This is a genomic window from Allomesorhizobium aridi, from assembly GCF_043769475.1.
Lineage (GTDB): Bacteria > Pseudomonadota > Alphaproteobacteria > Rhizobiales > Rhizobiaceae > Allomesorhizobium.
This window is the reverse complement of sequence record NZ_CP171729.1, coordinates 584,090-602,343: the sequence shown is the minus strand read 5'-3', so window position 1 is coordinate 602,343 and position 18,254 is coordinate 584,090. Positions and strand designations below refer to the sequence as shown.

17 protein-coding genes and 1 pseudogene are annotated in these 18,254 nt (G+C 64.3%); 4 read left to right on the top strand and 14 right to left on the bottom strand.

Annotated elements, in window-relative coordinates:
• The first annotated feature begins 89 nt into the window (after positions 1–89).
• Positions 90–881 carry a hypothetical protein gene (locus tag ACG873_RS04855; protein WP_394890699.1) on the top strand — a complete coding sequence of 264 codons (792 nt, stop codon included), beginning with the start codon at positions 90–92 and terminating at the stop codon, positions 879–881.
• Here ACG873_RS04855 and ptsP read toward each other — a convergent pair.
• The 5 genes from ptsP to ACG873_RS04830 all read right to left on the bottom strand — a co-directional run bounded on the left by ptsP (position 878) and on the right by ACG873_RS04830 (position 5,669).
• The gene (ptsP, locus tag ACG873_RS04850; protein ID WP_394890698.1) at positions 878–2,869 is read right to left on the bottom strand and encodes a phosphoenolpyruvate--protein phosphotransferase; all 1,992 of its coding nucleotides are present in this window, start codon (positions 2,867–2,869) and stop codon (positions 878–880) included. The two genes, ACG873_RS04855 and ptsP, sit on opposite strands and share 4 nt — an antisense overlap.
• Before the next feature lie 55 nt (positions 2,870–2,924).
• Entirely contained in the window at positions 2,925–3,305 is a 381-nt protein-coding gene (locus ACG873_RS04845; RefSeq protein WP_394890697.1) for a PTS glucitol/sorbitol transporter subunit IIA, read from the bottom strand.
• A 76-nt stretch (positions 3,306–3,381) separates the two neighbouring features.
• Positions 3,382–4,395 (bottom strand): PTS glucitol/sorbitol transporter subunit IIB, encoded by a 1,014-nt coding sequence (locus tag ACG873_RS04840; RefSeq protein ID WP_394893349.1) that lies wholly within the window; start codon positions 4,393–4,395, stop codon positions 3,382–3,384.
• A gap of 21 nt (positions 4,396–4,416) precedes the next feature.
• Positions 4,417–5,175, bottom strand: a complete 759-nt coding sequence (locus ACG873_RS04835; protein ID WP_394890696.1) for a PTS glucitol/sorbitol transporter subunit IIC — start codon at positions 5,173–5,175, stop codon at positions 4,417–4,419.
• A gap of 56 nt (positions 5,176–5,231) precedes the next feature.
• Positions 5,232–5,669, bottom strand: a complete 438-nt coding sequence (locus ACG873_RS04830; protein ID WP_394890695.1) for a transcriptional regulator GutM — start codon at positions 5,667–5,669, stop codon at positions 5,232–5,234.
• A 192-nt stretch (positions 5,670–5,861) separates the two neighbouring features.
• Between ACG873_RS04830 and ACG873_RS04825 the strand changes: the two genes are divergently transcribed.
• Both ACG873_RS04825 and ACG873_RS04820 read left to right on the top strand, forming a co-directional pair.
• Positions 5,862–6,503 carry a hypothetical protein gene (locus ACG873_RS04825; protein ID WP_394890694.1) on the top strand — a complete coding sequence of 214 codons (642 nt, stop codon included), beginning with the start codon at positions 5,862–5,864 and terminating at the stop codon, positions 6,501–6,503.
• A 96-nt stretch (positions 6,504–6,599) separates the two neighbouring features.
• Positions 6,600–7,295: an HAD family hydrolase gene (locus ACG873_RS04820; RefSeq protein WP_394890693.1), complete on the top strand. Its 696-nt coding sequence runs from the start codon at positions 6,600–6,602 to the stop codon at positions 7,293–7,295.
• Between the two features lie 218 nt (positions 7,296–7,513).
• Here ACG873_RS04820 and ACG873_RS04815 read toward each other — a convergent pair whose 3' ends face one another.
• The 4 genes and pseudogenes from ACG873_RS04815 to ACG873_RS04800 all read right to left on the bottom strand — a co-directional run bounded on the left by ACG873_RS04815 (position 7,514) and on the right by ACG873_RS04800 (position 12,256).
• Entirely contained in the window at positions 7,514–8,887 is a 1,374-nt protein-coding gene (locus ACG873_RS04815; protein WP_394890692.1) for a pyruvate dehydrogenase complex dihydrolipoamide acetyltransferase, read from the bottom strand.
• 2 nt (positions 8,888–8,889) lie between these two features.
• The gene (locus ACG873_RS04810) at positions 8,890–9,888 is read right to left on the bottom strand and encodes an alpha-ketoacid dehydrogenase subunit beta (RefSeq protein WP_394890691.1); all 999 of its coding nucleotides are present in this window, start codon (positions 9,886–9,888) and stop codon (positions 8,890–8,892) included.
• Positions 9,889–10,925, bottom strand: a pseudogene (locus ACG873_RS04805) (thiamine pyrophosphate-dependent dehydrogenase E1 component subunit alpha). It lies immediately after the preceding gene.
• A gap of 2 nt (positions 10,926–10,927) precedes the next feature.
• The gene (locus ACG873_RS04800; protein WP_394890690.1) at positions 10,928–12,256 is read right to left on the bottom strand and encodes an NAD(P)H-dependent oxidoreductase; all 1,329 of its coding nucleotides are present in this window, start codon (positions 12,254–12,256) and stop codon (positions 10,928–10,930) included.
• Positions 12,257–12,403: 147 nt separating this feature from the next.
• On the opposite strand from ACG873_RS04800, the gene ACG873_RS04795 reads away from it, so the two are divergent.
• Complete coding sequence (locus ACG873_RS04795) at positions 12,404–12,979, top strand: DUF1349 domain-containing protein (protein ID WP_394890689.1); 576 nt, start codon at positions 12,404–12,406, stop codon at positions 12,977–12,979.
• A 42-nt stretch (positions 12,980–13,021) separates the two neighbouring features.
• On the opposite strand, the gene ACG873_RS04790 is transcribed toward ACG873_RS04795, so the two are convergent.
• The 5 genes from ACG873_RS04790 to ACG873_RS04770 all read right to left on the bottom strand — a co-directional run bounded on the left by ACG873_RS04790 (position 13,022) and on the right by ACG873_RS04770 (position 18,073).
• A complete protein-coding gene (locus ACG873_RS04790) occupies positions 13,022–13,516 on the bottom strand; it encodes a hypothetical protein (protein WP_394890688.1) in 495 nt (164 codons plus the stop codon).
• A gap of 138 nt (positions 13,517–13,654) precedes the next feature.
• Positions 13,655–14,455, bottom strand: a complete 801-nt coding sequence (locus ACG873_RS04785) for a formylmethanofuran dehydrogenase subunit C (RefSeq protein WP_394893348.1) — start codon at positions 14,453–14,455, stop codon at positions 13,655–13,657.
• A 5-nt stretch (positions 14,456–14,460) separates the two neighbouring features.
• On the bottom strand, positions 14,461–15,369 hold the full coding sequence (gene fhcD / locus ACG873_RS04780; protein ID WP_394890687.1) for a formylmethanofuran--tetrahydromethanopterin N-formyltransferase: 909 nt from the start codon (positions 15,367–15,369) through the stop codon (positions 14,461–14,463).
• Positions 15,357–16,988 carry a formylmethanofuran dehydrogenase subunit A gene (locus ACG873_RS04775; RefSeq protein ID WP_394890686.1) on the bottom strand — a complete coding sequence of 544 codons (1,632 nt, stop codon included), beginning with the start codon at positions 16,986–16,988 and terminating at the stop codon, positions 15,357–15,359. Before ACG873_RS04775 ends, fhcD begins: the two co-directional genes overlap by 13 nt.
• Positions 16,982–18,073: a tungsten formylmethanofuran dehydrogenase gene (locus ACG873_RS04770; protein ID WP_394890685.1), complete on the bottom strand. Its 1,092-nt coding sequence runs from the start codon at positions 18,071–18,073 to the stop codon at positions 16,982–16,984. Before ACG873_RS04770 ends, ACG873_RS04775 begins: the two co-directional genes overlap by 7 nt.
• Positions 18,074–18,254 lie beyond the last annotated feature (181 nt).

The following is an 18,254-nucleotide window of genomic DNA, read 5'->3' as shown; positions in this document are numbered from 1 at the left end:
CTATTGATCTACCAATCTGTAGAAACAATTCTTGTGCATGGCGATGGGCGAAGCGCCCGTCGCTGGGAGAAGTGCCGAGGCGACCTGAAATGCTCAGACAGATTTCCGAAGATGTCCGCGTCAACCTCAAGGACCGGCTGCGGGACGTGCGCCACGTTATCCGCCAGAGCCGTCACGACCACGCGCGGAATGCCGCTGTGGAACGCCGCGCTCCCTCGTCCTCGCCAGCTAAGGGTTTCGAGGAGCTGCTGGGACATGCCGCCAGCGTCGTCGACGACGCCATGTCGCTGGCCGAAGCGCTGGTGCCGCATGAGCGCCCGGCAAATACCGACGCCGCGACGGTCAGGAGCTTCGAACACTATTTCCGCAGCAATGGCCGCGGTCCCTCGCTGGACGGCGAGCGGGCGTTCCGGCGCGACATGTATTATCTCGCCAAGGCGATTGCTGCCAGAAAGACCACCGGCGCGCCGCGCATTTATGAAGCGAGCCTCGCCGCCGCGCATGCGGCGATGCGCAGGCTGCATGGGGATCTCATCGCCGAACTGGATATCGCTGCGGAGCCGGACGAGCGTGTAGCGGTAGCCGCGGCGCTCTCTGCGGCGCTGCTGATCGAACTCGTCGAGCAGCGTCCGATCCGCTTCTCCAAAAGCGCGCAGGGCGGCCGGAACCTTGATCTCGAAATCCGTTTCCTGGCGCCGCTTGCGCTGGCCTGTGGACTTGCGACCATCGGCGCCGACGATCTGCCGGCGGCCGACATGCTGGAGATCACGACGCTGGCGGCGGATGTGCGTCACGACCGCATCGTTCAGGCTTATGGCAAGGCGGACCGGCTCGGCGAATTGACGGCGGTGTTCGCCGTGCTGCTCGCTCATCTGCCTTAGCCTCCGGCGCCAGTTTCCAGTTCGGCGATCCGCTTTTTGGCGCGCGGGACAGAGGCGGGGCTCATGCTCAGTTCCGTCAATCCCATGCGGAGGAAGGCTGGAATGAGATCTGGGCGGCCGGCGGCCTCGCCGCACATGCCTACCATGATGCCCGCTTCGACGCCGGCCCGTGCGGTCATCTCAATCGCCGACATGACCGCCGGATTGGTCACGTCGTTCAGCTTCGCCACGGTCGGGTTGAGCCGGTCTGCGGCCATGACATATTGCGTCAGGTCGTTGGTGCCGATCGAGAAGAACGCCACCTCGCGCGCCAGTGCAGGGGCTATGAGAACGGCGGCAGGCGTCTCGATCATCACGCCGAGCGGGAACATCGCGTGAGGCGCGCCCTCAGCATCGAGTTCGGCCGCGCATTCCTCGATCAGCGTTTTTGTCCGCCGCACCTCGTCTATGTCCGACACCATCGGCAGCATGACCTTGACGTTGCCATGAACCGCCGCCCGCAGCAGCGCGCGCAGCTGGCGCTTGAAGATGTCGGGCCGGTCGAGGCACATCCTGATGCCGCGCCAGCCGAGGAAGGGGTTCTCCTCCTCCGGAAATTCTATTCCCGCGATCGGCTTGTCGCCGCCGATGTCGAGCGTGCGCACGATCACCGGATGCGGTGCGAAGGCGCGCGCCAACGCCGAGTAGGTCTCGGCCTGCATGTCTTCCGAGGGCAGGTGCATGTGGCGCATGAACAGGAGTTCGGTGCGGAACAGGCCGACGCCCATCGCGCCCGCCTCCAGGGCCGCGTCGATCTCCTCCAGCGAGCCGATATTGGCGGCGACCTCGATGACGGTGCCGTCCGCGAGTTTTGGCGTGAAATCCCTGAACGCCGTCAGCGCGTCGCGCTCGGCCGCGGCCTGGCCCACGCGCCGGGCGAAATCTGCGCGCACCGTTTCGTCCGGATCGGCGGCGACGAAGCCGGCATCGCCGTCGAGCGCGATGGCCTTCGCCTCGCGCAGCGTATTGATCCGCTCGCCGAGGCCGAGCACGGCGGGTATGCCGTGCGACCTTGCGATGATGGCGATATGCGAAGTCGCGCCGCCATGGCCGCAGACCACGCCGCCGATGCGCTTCAGCGGCGCGCGCGCCAGGTCCCAGGCGCCGATGTCGTCGGCGATCAGGATCGCGCCCTGCGGGATGTTTTCGAGGCTGACATCGTCCTGGCCTAGCAATGCGAGGCAGATCTGCCGGCCAACGGCGTGCACGTCGTCGGCTCGCGCGTTCAGATAGTGATCGTCTACCCCGCCGAATTCCGATGCGATCTTCGAGGTTGCGCTGATCACGGCGGAGACCGCATCGACGCCCCTGACGACCAGCGCTTCGGTCTCGCCGGTCAGCGTCTCATCGGCGGCGATGTCCTTCAGCGCGGCGATGATGCCGCGGTCGCCGGCCGACAGGCTGTTCTCGGCCAGCGCCTTGTCCATGCGCCGCTGGACAGCGGCAATCGCCGCCTTCAACCGCTCGATCTCGGCGGGAATTTCGCCGGCTGAAAGCTCGCGGCCTTCGGCCCGGATTTCAGGCGGGAAATGCGCGAAGGCCGGGCCGATGGCGACGCCCTCGCTCGCGGCGATGCCGCGCAGCGCTCCATCCGCCGCCGCTGCTGGTTCTGGAGCGGCAACGGGCGCGGCCGGGACTGACTCCGCGCCGGCCGGGTTCGGGGCGATCGCCGCAGCCGCGTCCTCGTCGAGGCCGGACAGTGGGTTTTCCAGATAGCCGATCAGCGCCTCGACCGCTTCGATCGCGTCGGCGCCGGTGGCCCGGACAGTGACCTCCTGGTCCTCCTTGACGCCGAGCAGCATCAGCTTCACCGAACTCTTGGCGCTCGCCGCCTTGCCGTCCTTGACGATTTCGACATCGGATTCGAAGCTCTTGGCGAGCTTGACGAACCGCGTGGCCGGGCGGGCGTGCAATCCTTCATGCACTCTGACGATGGTCGAGCGTTCCATGGCGCATACTCTGTATTCGGGAGCGCCACCGCCGCAAGCGGCAGCGCAAATCAGGTCAGGCGCCGATCGTGATGATCGCGTCGGTTTTCAGGGCCGCCACCAGCGATTCATGATCGACCTTCGAGGCGCAGATTTCGCCCGGCCGCTCGGCCTCGGCCGCGCCGTTGAACGAGATCACCACGTGGCCGATCTCGCGCACCTTGCTCCAGGCCGTCGGGCCGACAGCGGTGATCGTTGCCGACAGCGGGCCGATGGCGATCGATGCGCCAGCTTTCGGCGCGCCGTCGCTCGGTCCCTGCTCCGTCTTGTGGAGCACGGAGACTTCCGCGAGCTCCGCCGGCGAGCCGTCCGCAAACAGGATGACCACGCCGGCTTCGGCAAGGTCCGCGACCTCGGGCCCGATCTCCGTGATCCGTGTCCGCAAAAGAACTGTCATGATCGCCTTCTTTTCCTTATCGATGCCTGCTCCGGCTAGCCTTTTGCAGGTCGCCGGAGCAGAATTTGGGCAGGTTCTAGAGCACGAAGAGGCTGAACACCCATGCGATCAGCACGGATACCGGCCCCATGATCTGACGGCTGATGAGGACCGCCGGAACGCCGATCTCGATCGTCTTGGGCTTGGCCTCGCCAAGCGCCAGACCGACCGGAACGAAGTCGCAGCCTACCTGCGTGTTGTAGGCAAACAGCGCCGGCAGGGCCATTGCGGGCGAGATCGTGCCGTTGGCTATCTGCGGGCCGATGATGGCCACGCCGATGACCTGCGCGATGACCGCTCCCGGCCCCAGAATGGGCGAAAGGAACGGCAGGCCGCAGATCGCCGAGATGATCAGCAGGCCGACGATGTTGTTGGCCAGCGGCCCCATCGGCTGGGCCAGCACGTCGCCGATGCCCGTATAGAGGATCAAGCCGATGAGCATGGTCACGAAGGCCATGAACGGCAGCACGTTGCGGATCACCTGGTCGATGGTGCGCCGGCCGGCATTGAAGAAGATGCCGACGACACGCCCCATCACGCGACCGATCGAGCTGATCAGCCCGACAAGCCCGCCTTCGCTCTGGGGAGCCGTATCGGCCACTCTGACCGCTGGTGAATCCGTCGGGCTCGGGCCGGTGCCGGTGGCTGCGCCTGCGGCAGTGACCGGCTCAGACCCGTCGGCCATCGAGACATTGGCCGGCTTCACCCCCGAGACGTAAATGTCCTCGGTAATGAATTGGGCCAGCGGACCTGCCTGTCCGACCGGCGTCAGGTTGACGGTCGGGATGCGCTTGCGCGGATAGACGCCGCAGCGCGCGGTTCCGCCGCAATCGACAACAACAACCGCCATCTCGCTTTCAATCGGCGGCGCCTTGAAGCCGTCGACGGCTTCCGCTCCGGTCATGTCGGCGATCAGCTTCGCCACCGGATGGATTCCTCCGCCGGTCACCGACACCACCTTGTTGCGCTGTTCCGTCGGCTGGATGACGAGCGGACCGCCCCATCCGCCGGAGCCCCTGGAAATCTTTACCGCCTTGTATGTCTTGGTCACGTCCATATCGTCCTCCCCCGACTACAGCTCGACGCCCTGGCGGCGCGCCATGATGGCTGTGATGCGTTCGGTCAGCATGCCCTTGAGCAGTATGACGATGAGGCCGACGATAGCGTACCAGATGGCGACGTTGATGTGGTAGCCCGAAGGCACCGCGCCGCTGCGCTCCAGTTCCAGGAGCGCGACCAGCACGCCGCCCCAGACGAAATATTCGCCCGGATTGATGTGCGGGAACAGGCCGAGCGGCGGGTGAACGTAGGACACCGCCGCGTCGTAGAAGGCCGGCTTATGCTTTTCCTCGAGGAAAGATCCGAAGGTGTAGGCCATCGGATTGGTCAGGAAGAACACTGCCAACAGCGGCAGCAGCGTATAGCGGGTCAGCGCGATCCTGCCCGCGCCGCGGGCAAGCCCGTGCACGCGCTCTTCGCCGACCAGTTCTGTGATGGCGTAGAACGCCGTCATCAGCACGACGAGCGTCGGGATGATGCCGGTGACGAAGCCGGCGAAAACCTCGCCGCCCTTCTGGAAGATGCCGATGAAGTATTTGCCGATGGCGGTAAGCCAGCCGAGTTGTTCCTCCTGCTGGACGTTTTCCAGCTTCTGCCGGAATTCTTCGACGCTTATGCCGCCGTCGGCCTGGGCGAGAACGACAAGATCGTTCGCGCCGTACCCGACGGCGAGCTTGCCGTGCAATGCAGCATCCGAAACCATCGAGCCCGCGACATGCAGGTTCTGGACGGCCATGTCGGCATGCTGCGCCAACATCGAAACTATGGACATTTCTCCTCCTCTATTCAGCCCTTGCCGGCTTTATCCCCCCGGCTCGCGGCAGTCCTCTATGCGCGTGCAGCGTTCAAGCCGGATAGGCCCGGCTCTTTGACCGGCTCCGATCGCGCGCGGTCGATCTGCTCGATCGCCCGTTTCACGGCCTCGGCCACACCGGGTTCCCCCTCACCCAAAACCGCGGGATCGGACCGGAGCTTATCGAGGGCGACGCCCTCGAATTCTTCATGTCTCTTGAATTTTGCGAACACGGAGCGCCCGCTCATCGCCAGGAAGCGGCGCACGATCAGATCGGGCGTCGCCACGATCAGCACGATTGTGCCCTTGCCGAAGCGACCGCGATGGTTGCCGGCGCCGACGAAGCCGTCACTGTATTTTTCGGTGATGCCTTTGAAGACCCCGGAGTAGTGCCGCATCTGGACCCAGACGCCGAGCGACTGAAGCGCCCAGACTACCACGAGCAGCAGCAATCCCCATTGCCAGATCGCCATATTTCTCCTCCTCCCGAGGATTTGCCGAGCCGCGCTAACGTGACGCGAGACGGCTTCAATTAGAGAACATTTGTTTCCTGCGATGTCAATATGTATGACATCGCGACGTATTGAGCCCGTCACAAAGCAGCGGACTGATTTGGTTTATCAGTCAGGCGTGCTAGATTCTGCTGGAAAAGGATGCCCGGAACAATGGATTTGCGGTTCAAGGACGAATTGGCCCTGATGCCCGACCTTCGGCATCGGCTGCGGCAGTTGCGCTGGTTCAGGGCGACGTTCCGCGCCAGCGCCCGGGAAGTCTCGGCGACCTATGGCCTGCGCTTCGAGATCGACGAGACGAAGCTGACGCGGGCGTTTCTCGACTGGGTCGAGATCATGGAAGCGCAAAAACGCTTCGCGCGGGTGGATCGGGCCGATTTCATCGTATTCGCCGCCGGCCTGGTTCTGCGCGAACTGATTCGGCAGGAACCGGCTCGGCTGATTTCCGGCCTGGACAGCCTGAACGAGGATGCCGCCAACCCCGAGGCGCTGGAAATCGTGCGATTCTGGCCGGAGGGTTTTCTCTACACAAACTATTGCGTGTCGGCGATCGCGGCCATCTACGAGCAGGAATTCGGCCGCATGCCGACGATCGACAAATGCGCCGACGATCTGCGCACCTGGTGGTCGTATCGCGAGAATGTCACCGAGATGCCTGCTTATGCCGTCGCCTTCCTGGACCGCTTTCTCGGCGCCGAGCCGAACTGGATCGCGCCCGACCGCGCGCAGGCCAGGCAGGCCATGCAGCAGGCTCTGGGTGCATCGCGCCGCAGCAGAGCCCTCCCACAGCTTTGAGCCCTCTATTGGCAGGGCAGCAATCCCGTCTATTGAACATCTGGTTTTTTTGTGGATAGCGATGTGCGCGATTTTTGAGTTGTCGGGGAGAAGCGCGTGGCGCGATCGAAGCTGATCATTTTCGACTGTGACGGCGTTCTGGTCGACAGCGAACCGCTGGCCGCGCGCGCCTATGAGCGCGTCTATGAAAAGCACGGCATGAGCGGCGTCGGCGTCAACATCATCGCGCAATGCGTCGGCATGAAGCAGTCCGACATCATTGTCAGGATCAGGGAACTGACTGGCCATCAGTTTCCGGAGCACGCGGACGGCGACATCTGGGCCGAGACCAAGATCCTGTTCACCAAAGAGCTGAAGCCGACCAACGGCATCGTGCCGTTCCTGGATCCGCTTGGTCTCGAACGCTGCGTCGCGTCGTCGTCGTCGGTCGAGCGCATAAATCACAGCCTTGGTGTGACCGGGCTGGCGCAGTTTTTCGGCGGTTCCATCTACAGTTCCTCAATGGTCAGGCGCGGCAAGCCCGCGCCTGACATTTTTCTCCACGCCGCCGAAAAAATGGGCGCAGACCCGGCAGACTGCGTGGTGATCGAGGATTCGCCGTTCGGCATCGAGGGCGCGGTCGCAGCCGGCATGACCGCCATCGGCTATACCGGCGGCGGCCACACCTATCCCGAACACGGCGCACGCCTGACGGCTTGCGGCGCGGCGGCTATCTGCGCCGACTGGAACGAAATCGGGCTGCAGCTTGCCAAGCTTGGTTTCCTCAAGGAAAGCGCCGCGGCTGCAGAGTAGGGTTTCTCGGTTTCCCTGCGCTGCCCAAGTTCCCCTCCCCTTGCGGGGAGGGGCTAGGGGTGGGGGTGGTTCCGCCAGGCGCGGTGGTTGTCATTCAAAGCACCGCACGAGTCCCCAACATCCACCACTCTCCTTCACCCCACGAACCCGGCATCACCACCCCCACCCGGTCGCTGCGCGACCACCCCTCCCCGCAAGGGGAGGGTTTGGCGCTGGCGCTAAACCAGCATCCCCATCGGATTCTCGACATGGCGCTTGAAGGCGACCAGCAACTCGGCTCCGAGCGCGCCGTCCACCGCGCGGTGGTCGGTTGACAGCGTCACCGACATCATCGTCGCGATCTTCACCTCGCCATTTTTGACGACAGCCCGCTCCTCGCCCGCGCCGACCGCCAGGATCGTCGCGTGCGGCGGGTTGATGACCGCCGAAAAATCCTTGATGCCGAACATGCCGAGATTGGAGACGGCCGTCGTGCCGCCCTGGTATTCCTCCGGCTTCAGCTTTTTGTTCCGCGCCCGTGCGGCCATGTCCTTCATCTCGTTGGAGATGACCGACAGCGTCTTTTCGTCGGCCTTGCGGATGATTGGCGTGATCAGCCCGCCGGGGATCGACACCGCCACGCCGACATCGGCATGCCTGTGCTGGACCATGGCCGTCTCGGTCCAGGAGACGTTGGCGGTCGGCACGTCGCGCAGCGCCAGCGCCATCGCTTTGATGATCAGATCGTTGACCGAGAGCTTGTAGGCCGGGACCTCGCCCTTGTCGGTCTTTCTCATGGCGGCGGCGGCGTTCAACTGCGCTCTGAGCGCCAGGAGCGCATCAAGCTCGCAGTCGAGGGTGAGATAAAAATGCGGGATGGTCGACTTCGCCTCGACCAGCCGCCGGGCGATGGTTTTGCGCATATTGTCGTGCGGGACGAGTTCGTAGGAGCCCTCGGCGAAGAGTTTCAGCACCTGCTCGTCGGACATGGGCTTGGCTGCCGGAGCAGCAGCGGGCGCTGCGCCCGGAGCCGCCTTCTCCGCAGGCGCAGCCTTGGCCGTACCGCCGGCGATCGCGGCTTCGACATCGGCCTTCACCACGCGCCCATGCGGGCCGGAGCCAGTCACCGCTGAAACTTCGATGCCTGCGTCCTTGGCGATTCGGCGGGCGAGCGGCGAGGCGCGAGCTTTACCCTCCCCCTTGTGAGGAGGGTCGGCGCGCAGCGGGGTGGGGGTGCCTTCTACACGTGCGGAGCCATTACCCTCCCCCGCGTCTTCGGCGCGACCTCCCCACAAGGGGGAGGTGGGAGCCTCCGCTTTCGTCGCCTCGGCCACGGGAACTGTTTCACCGACCTCAGCCGCGCCGACGCTTTCCCCCGCCTCGTAAATCCAGGCCACCGCCTCGCCGACCGGGATATCCACCCCTTCCCTGCCGGTGATATCGCGGATCGTGCCGCTGGCGGGCGCGTCGATTTCCATCGCCGCCTTGTCGGTCTCGATCTCGAAGAGCACGTCGCCCTTCCTGACCGCCGCACCTTCCTCGACGAACCAGCGCGATATCTGGCCGGTCGCCATGTCCATGTCGACCTTGGGCAGGATGACCTCGACCGGCATTTTCAGCGCGTCCCTTTGACCAAGAAGCGCGCAGCGGCGATGATGTCGGGAACCTGCGGTACTGTCGCCTTTTCGAGCTCTGGATTGTAGGGAATCGGGGTTTCCGCGCCGCCCAGCCGCACGATCGGCGCATCGAGATAGTCGAAGGCTTCGCTCTCAGCGATCATCGCGCTGACCTCGGCCCCGATGCCCAAGGTCTTGACCGCCTCGTAGACGCAGAGCAGCCGCGACGTCTTCTTGACGCTAGCGATGATCGTCTGCTTGTCCATCGGCCGGATGGTCCTGAGATCGACCACCTCGACATCGATGCCTTCCGCTTCCAGCGCCTCGGCGGCTTCCAAGGCCTTGTGCACCATGATCGAGGTTGCGACGACGGTCAGGTCGCGGCCTTCGCGGCGGATCTCGGCCTTGCCGATCGGCACGGTGTAGTGCCCTTCCGGCACCGGGCCCTTCATCTTGTAGAGCAGCTTGTGCTCGAAGATCATCACCGGGTCGGGGTCTTCGATCGCAGCCAGCAGCATGCCCTTGGCGTCGTGCGGCGTCGCCGGCTGGATCACCTTCAGGCCGGGCACATGGCCGAGCCAGGCCTCCAGGCTCTGGCTGTGCTGGGCCGCCGCGCCCGTGCCGGAACCGGCGGGAAAGCGCATCACCAGCGGCACGGAGACCTCGCCGCCCAGCATGAAGCGCATCTTCGCCGCCTGGTTGACGATCTGCTCCATGGCGAGCGTGGCGAAATCGGAGAACTGGAATTCGAAGATCGGCCGCATGCCGGTTATGGCCGCGCCGACCGCGACGCCTGCGCCGCCTAGCTCGGAGATAGGTGTATCCATCACCCGCTCAGCGCCGAAGCGCTCGACCAGATCGCCGGTCACCTGAAACGCGCCGCCATAAACACCGATGTCCTCGCCCATCAGGAACACGCGCTCGTCGGCCTCCATGGCCAGCGCCATGGCCTCCTGGATCGCCTGGGCGTAGCTCAGTTCGCGGACCATCGCGTCCATTTACGCCGGCTCCGTGTAGACGAAATTCTCAACGTCGCGTATGTCCGGCGACGGGCTGTCCTTGGCGAACTGGATGCCCTCGGCGATCTCTTGCCGCACCGCCTCGCGGATGGCCTCGACGCCATTACGGTCGATGATGTCGAATTCCTGCAGCTCGTTCTCGAACAGCGTGATGGGATCGCGGTTGGAAATCCAGTCCTCGATCTCCTCCTTTGTGCGGTAGCGGTTGCGGTCGCTCTTGGAGTGGCCGCGATGGCGGTAGGTCTTGGATTCTGGATCAGCGTCGGCCCCTCGCCCGCCCGCGCCCGCTCCACTGCGCGATGCGAGGCTTCCGCGACCTCAGAAAATATGTTGCCGTTGACGATCACGCCCGGCATCGAATAGGCCGCCGCCCGCTCAGCGATGTTCTTCACCGCCGTCGACCGCTCGGTCGAGGTCGACATGCCGTAGCCATTGTTCTCGCAGACGAAAATCACCGGCAGCTTCCAGATCGAGGCCATGTTCAGCGCCTCGTGGAAAGCGCCCTCATTGTTGGCGCCGTCGCCGAAGAACGAGACCACGACTTTGCCGGTCTTCATCATCTTTGCCGAAAGGGCGGCCCCGACCGCGATCGGAATTCCGCCGGCGACAATGCCGTTGGCGCCGAGATTGCCCTTGGCAACGTCGGCTATGTGCATCGAGCCGCCGCGCCCCTTGCAATAGCCGGTCGTCTTGCCGAAGAACTCGGCGAACATCTTCTTCACCTCGGCGCCCTTGGCGATGCAGTGGCCATGGCCGCGGTGGGTGGACGTGATCTGATCATGTTCGGCGAGCGGCATGCAGACGCCCATGGCGCTGGCTTCCTGCCCGATCGACAGGTGCATGGTGCCGTGGATCAGACCGCGCGTGTAGCACTCCTCCGCGCCCTCCTCGAAGCGGCGGATGAGGTACATCTTGTGCAGCACCTGGCGCAGCTGCTCGGGGCTGTATTCGCGGTAGATGAAAGGCAGATTGGCGCGCTCGGCCGCTTCCGGCTGCGCCCGTTTCGGAGCAGCCATAGTCAGGCCTCCACGCCGCCGTAGACGAGTTTATCCTGGCGCGCCCGCAACTCGGCGATCTTTGATCCCGGCGTCGGCGCGGCATTGGCGTAAGTGAGAAGCTGGCCCTTCTTTATCGGTGCGGTCACAGAACCGCCCTGCAGCAGGCCACAGGGAACCGCCTTCGCCGCATGCGCGTCCGGCGCGGTCATGATCCAGGCGCGGTAGCAATATTCGCCGATCGCATCGAGCTTTTCGCCGGGCTGCATGTCCTTCTTGGCGACGGCGCAGACCTCGGCCACCGGCTTTGCCAGCGGCACCATGTCGGCCTTGCCGTAGAGCACGACGCGGGCGCAGGTCAGCGGCACTTCCAGCGAGGTCAGGTGATAGGGCCGATGGAAGGTGAAGTACGGGCCCTTGCCCATCTTCAGATCCTCCATGCGCTCCGAAATTCTAGGATGCGACATGTCGGCTACCACGAACACGCCGGGCGCAACGCCCTTGCCGATCGTGTAATCGACAACGCCGACGCGGGAGAGCAGGCCGCCGTCCTTCTCCGGCACCAGCACCTTGGAAAGCTCGCCCAGCGTGGCCGACGGGCCGTGCATGCCGCCCTTGTCCGGCACCAGCCCGGTCGCATTGGCGATCGCCGCCATCTCGACCATGGTCTTCGAGCCGTCGACGAACTCGACCAGCATGCGCACATTCATGTGGCGGCGTTCCGCCTCCTCCTCATAGTCCGGAGGCGTGGCGTCGATGTTGAGCGGGTTGTTCTTGCCCTTGCCGGCCGCGACGATCGGATGGCCCATCGCCGATACGAACTCGATCAACTCCATGCAAGAAGACGGCTCGTCGCCGGCCCCTAGCGAATAGGTGACGCCAAGCCGGTCCGCCTCGCTCTTCAGGTAAGCGCCGATGGTGACGTCTGCCTCGACATTCATCATCACCAGATGCTTGCCGTGCTCCATGGCGCGCAAGCCGATCTCGGCCCCGACGGCCGGAACGCCGGTCGCGTCGATCACCACGTCGATGAGGTCGTTTTTGATGATCAGGTCGGCGTCGTTGGTGACCGCGATCTTGCCGGCTTCCATGGCGGCGGTCATCGCCGACGCATTGGACACCTCACGCGAATGCCCTGCCTCGCGGAAGGCGATGTCGACCGCCTTGCTGGCCGCCGGAATGTTCAGTTCGGAGATGGCGCCGATCTCGATACCGGACATGTGCGCCACGCGGGTGACGATATCGGTGCCCATCTCGCCCGAGCCGATCAGCCCGATGCGGATCGGCTTGCCCGACTTGCCTCGCGTCTCGAGATCGCGAGCAAGCCCCGTCAACGCAACATTGGAAGCCATCCCGACACTCCTCCTGATATCCGGCTAGGTGATGCGAGGGTTACTGAACATATGTATTTCTGTCAATACCAATGTCCAAAACGCCCCGATGTGGACGGCGCGCGAACGCGCCGCTATGCAGTCGACATTAGCGACAGGAACTCCGCCATGCACGAAGCGTTTTACTGGCTCAACGAACCGTCAGTCTGGAGCGGCGATGCGAAGGCGCTTGAGCTGCGCACCGACGCCGAAACGGATTTCTGGCGAGAGACTTTCTACGGCTTCATCCGCGACAATGGACACGCCTTTATTCGCCCGGTGTCAGGCGACTTCACGGTCGCTGCTATCGTCACCGGCGACTATCAGGCACTGTACGATCAGGCCGGGCTTTACCTGCGCGCCGACGAAAGGCATTGGATCAAGGCCGGCATAGAATACACCGACGGGATGATGCATTTCAGCGTCGTCGTGACGAACGGCGTGTCCGACTGGTCAGTGATTCCCCTGCCCGACGCCACGCCTACCGACGAGATCGCCGTGCGGCTGACGCGCCATGGCGATGCGGTCCGGGTGCAGCTTTCGGTCAGCGGTGCCGCTTGGCAGATGGCGAGGCTATGCCCGTTCCAGGCCGACGACGCCGAGATCGGCGTCATGGCATGCTCGCCGCAGCGGGAAGGTTTTCACGCGAACTTTCGCGACCTGGCGGTTGGGCCGCCCATTCCGCGCGATCTCCACGCCGAATGAGAGGTTAGCGGCGCATTGCCGGACCGCAGCGCTGTTGTCCGCCTATTGCGTTGGAAGTTCGAGCTGGCGCTGGAATTGCTGCAAGTCGCGAAGGCGCAAATCGTTGTCCTTTATCACCATTTGATTCTTTCCAATCAAATCTTCAAAAAAGGCAGGATCGAATCGCCCAGAATCCGGTGGCGGTGGTGCATCGCTGGGGCGTGACGCTTCAAGCGCCACAAGACGCTCTGTCGCTGCCTGAAGCGCCTCGCCAATTTTTGACAATTGTTCACGGGTTGCGGTGTCTTGTTTCGTCAAGTTGGCCACTTCGGTAGCCAATTGCGACGTCTCTGTCTTTGTCGTGAATTTGAAGCCCTCCTTCGTCCATTCGAAATTGGCCACGTATGGAAGACAGGCCACGCCCAAAGCGACCGCCAGAACGATCGCGTGGCCCGATGTCACATCAAATTTCTTGAAGATCATAACCAGTGCAAGGGCGGCGAGCGCGAAGCCGCCAACGATAAACACCCAATCTGCCTGGCCGCCACCTATGTTCATTTCCCCCTCCCGCGCAACCAACAAAGTATCGCAACTTTGGCCAAATAAGTAAATAGCCAAACAACTCCGTACTTAATTCCGGTGTGTTTAGCAGAAGGCAGTACAGAACCAGCCGACATTTGAGTTTTCGGCGTTCCGTCAGTACGGGAAGAGAATTTCGCCCATCCCGAGGACAGCGTTGTCGCCGCCATATCTGCGAGGGGCCTTTCCGAGCAGAGGTAGCTTGAGAATTCCCTCCGCAATAAGATGACGGTCGAGAAGGGCGGCGAACGCATTTTCCGGTGCGCCGCATTCGACGAAGCTGGGAGACAGGTTTTCGGGCTCGCGGTCGAGAAATATCGAGCCGCGGCGCATCAGATAGCCGGGCATCGCCCCAGTCTCGCCGGCAATCACCAGGCTGCCGGCGATCATGCGGCTGCCGGCATGGTCGCCCGAGCCTCTGAGGACTGCGATGAGACCGCGCCGCATGCGATCGGCGGCAAAGGCGCCGGCCCTGCCCCTGACGATCAGCATGCCCCCATTCATGCCGGCGAGTTCGCCCGCCAGCGGTCCGCCAAGGCAGTCTCCGGCGTCGCCCATGATCTCCAGCCTTCCGCAGCGCATGCCCGATCCGGCATGCGGCCCCGCGCTGCCTTCGATCACCAGATGCCCACCGCGCATGTTGCGGCCCGCCTGGGAGCCTGCATCGCCCGCGACGCGCACCGAGCCGCCCGTCAGTTCCGCCGCCACACGGTCGAAACGGCCGGAACCACCGTCGAATACGATGTTTTGCACGTCGTCGCCCGAGACACGGAATATGTCGGCAACCGTCGACGCCCGCTTCGACATGCCGAGCCGGATTTTTTCGATGTCGCGCCGGCCTATTCCGGCGAGCTTTTCTGGGGTCAGCGGCGACAGGTCGAGCCGCTCGGGAGGATTGGCAACAAGGGTGAAGGTCATCGCCGTCACGGGAGCATGTCCTTCAGCGAATAGATGAACTTACCGAGCTTGCCGCCGTAATTGCCCGCTCCTATGCGGACCGCGCCCTTCTCCGGCCCGAGATCCGTCGCCGCCTTGATGCCGGCTTTCATGGCGGCCGCCACTGCGTCATTGGTTTCGCCATCGATGACAATTTCGAGGACTGCGTTGATGTTCGGCCCCAGCGCACCGGCGACGACACCGCGCAGGGTCGGGGCATAGGCTTCGTTCGCCGAGGCGACCATGCCCTTGTACTTGCCGCCGATCTTGGAGCCCGATCGGGCTATGCCACCGGGAAACGGCACGATGGCGCCGGGCACCTCGCCAATCGCAGCGACCGCGGCTTCGGCAGCGGCAAGCGCTTTGCCGCTGGTCTCCGCCATGACGAAGAAATTGCCGCCACCGACGGCCTCCTTGGTCAATCCGGTGGTGGCCTCGCAGAGGAATTCGCCGTCCATGACCGGGATTCGCCAGTAATGCCGGCCGCCGAGCTTCTTGGAAATCTGCCAGCCGTCGCCGAAATAGCGTAGCGCCGAACCGAGCTTGAGGTCGGCGCTGCCTTTCAACCCGGCGAAGCAGGCGCTGCCGGGCGAGGTCAGCACGCATTGGCCGACGCGGTTCAGCAATTGTTTCTGCAATTCGTCGGTACTCATCGCGAAAAGCATCACGCGGCAGCCGGGCCGTCCGTCCGGCGTTTCCGATTCCGGCAATTCGATGTCGATCGCCGCCTCGCAACCGCAGGCGATCACCGACGTGGCGAAGCCGGTCATGGTGATCGCGGCCTGCCGCGCCCACTTCCGGTTCGGTCCGGTGATGACGAGCGCGGTCGCGCGCATGCCGAAAGCTTCCGCGAAGGTGTCGTCGATCGCCACTCCGTTGACTGTCAGGCCCGGCATGAAACCTCGCCGAATGGCTGCTCGCGCGCGATCGCGGCATCGGGGAATGTGAACCAGTCGAGCGACAGGCCGTAGCGCCGTTCGTGATACTCGCGCAGCCGACGCACCATAGCCTTGTCCGGCGGCGGGTTGAGACGGAGTGCCTTGCCCCAGCGGTAGTGGCCGATCTCGCCGTCCTTGACGACCAGGTCGCCGTTCTTGAAGACGAACGCCGCGGCGCCGAACATCTTGGCGATGTCCTTGCCCTTTCGGTAGATAGCGATATCGGCCAGTGCGCCCGGCCCGAGATGGCCGCGATCCTTCAGCCCAAGCAATTTGGCCGGCGCAGCGCGCGTCATGATGGCGATCTCCTCGAACGTGTATTCGCGGGCGATGGAGGACAGGGTCGAGAGCGCCATCGCCCGCCCGGAAACGCCTGAGGCCATTTTATCGCGCGCATCGCGGCTCATCAGCAGTTCGAAGAGCGCCGGATAGGCGGTGAACGGCGCGCCATTGGGGTGGTCCGTCGTGAAGAATACGCGCCACGGGTCCTTGATCAGCAGGAAAAGCTCGAGCCCGACCGCCCATTGCATCGTGCCATAAAAATCCTTGCTGTAGCGGTAAGGCACGATGCCGCCGCCATTGCCGTCGCCATCATGGATGACCGTCTTCTTCGGGCTGGCGCTGCCGCGCGCCGAAAACTGCCGCATCACGTCGGAGGAAATTGTGACCGTCTGGCCGAACATGACCTGGCCGATGTCGATGGTGACCTCCGGCGCGCCATTCACCAGTTCCGCCAGACGGGCCGCGGCGGATGAGAATTTGCGCTTTCCTTCGGTGCCGTAGCCGTAGAACTGGAGATGGGCGAGATGCAGCGGCACGCCCTCCGCCGCAGCGATAGTAGCCGCTGCGGTGTCGGCCGCGCCAGGCGCGCCGAGATTGTTGCAATGGACGTGCAGCGGGTGCGGAATGCCGAGGCGATCCACCGCAGCCTGCAGCGTCTTCACGATCTTGCGCGAACTGACGCCGTACGAGGGCACCACTTCGTCGAGCGCGAAGGTGCGCACATTCTCCTTGAAGGCGGCCGCGGCGCCGGCATTGATGACCTTCACGCCGAGCGCGCGCGTCGAGCCGACCGTCCAGGCAACATAGTCCTCGATCATCTGTTCGGAGGCGTCGTCGCGGATCATGGACAGGAGAAAGTCGTCGTTGCCGAGAATGGCCAGCGTCGCCTTGTCGATGATCGGGATGTCGGCGAGTTCGAGGTGCGTATGCAGCGCGGCCCCGGGCGACATGGCCGGTTCGACCACGGTGGTGAAGCCCATTTTGGCGTAGCGGCAGCCGGTTTCGAAGGTCGACCAGCCGGCATTGGAGAGCGGCGTCATAGCCGGCCGCGCCACATGCGCGGCGTGCTGTTCGGGCAGGAGCAGCCGCGCCGTGTTCACATTGCCGCCGCCAATATGGGAGTGGATGTCGATCGCGCCGGCCATGACCATACAGCCTGAGGCATCGATGGTGCGGTCGGCATTGCCGCCCGCCGGCGGCTCGACGATCGTCTCGTCCCTGATCCAGAGGTCGCCCTTGCCGAGGCGGCCGTTGACCGGATCGATGATTTCGCCGCCTGAGATTTTCGTCAGCATGGCAACGCCGCCTCGGCCGGGAAATGATCGGCGATCTGGCGGATGACCGCCGCCGCGGACGGCAGGTCCGACGCCTCGCCCGCCTCGACCGCAGCCAGGCTTCCGGTGCGCCCGGAATAGACGACTGCATCGTGATCGACGCCGGCTTCGCCGATGGCGATGGTGACGTCGGCATCCGCGATCGGCATGGCCGTTTTTGTGAGGGCTATCACGGCGACGCCGTCGGTCTTCCCGGGTCCGCCTGCCGCCTTGGCCGATATCCAGAGATGCAGATCCGCCTCGCCGGCCGCGATTGCCCGCGCCACGTCGAAGCGCCATGGGTCGAATTCGGGAAAGCCTCGGGCAAAGCCGGTTCGCGGCGGAAAGCCCGTCATCCAGGTGGATGCGAGCGCTCCGCCCCAGCCGCTCTCGCTCGCCGGCAAATGCAGGGCCGACGCGCGCGACTTGCGGTTGATATCCGCGATGAGCCCCTGCAGTATCTCCAGGGCAAGGCCGTCGGCGCCATGGCCCGAAAACAGGAATACCGGGAACCTGGCGTCGGCAAGCGCCGTCTTGAAGGCGTCGAAATTCGACACCGGTTTCGACACCCGGCGTCCGGCGCATTGCGCCCGGAGCGCAGCCAGCGCAGCGCCGACCCCCGCGCCCTCGCAGGAGAGCATCGGCGCCTTCCGGCTGCCCAGGAACGACGGCGCCTCCGTCCCTTCCGGGCCGATCAGGAAGAACTCGCGCGCATTCTTCGCCGAGAGGTCGGGGATGCTGTCGGCCAGTTCCGCCACGAAGCCGTGGTGGGCGGCGGGCAATTCTCCGACGATCGCCACGAGATCGGCCCGCCGGCGCACCTCGCCCGGCGAAACGGTCATGGCCCCCTTGTCGGTGAAGAGCGCCGTCTCGCGGGCAAGCGCTGCGCCGTCGACATGGTCATACGCCGCGCCTACCCGTTCGGCGAGCGCGATCGCCGCGCGCGTCCCGTGTATATCCGTGTCGAAGCTGAAAACCGGGCACCTGCTCGACTGCAAAAGCATCGCGGCCTGTTCGCACGCGCGCTCCACCAGCGTTTCCCGGTTGCCGATCCACGCAACCGCCATTCACTACGCTACTTTCTGGTGCCGGCCCGATCCTAGACGAAAGCGGACGGGGCGGGAACCCCCGCTGTTGCGGGATTGGTGAATGTTTTCAGCCGCCATCCGGGGAATAGCGTCCAGGCCATTGGTCCTGCAGCGCATCGCGGCCGCTTCGAGCCCGATGCGAATGCCTTCTACCGGGCCG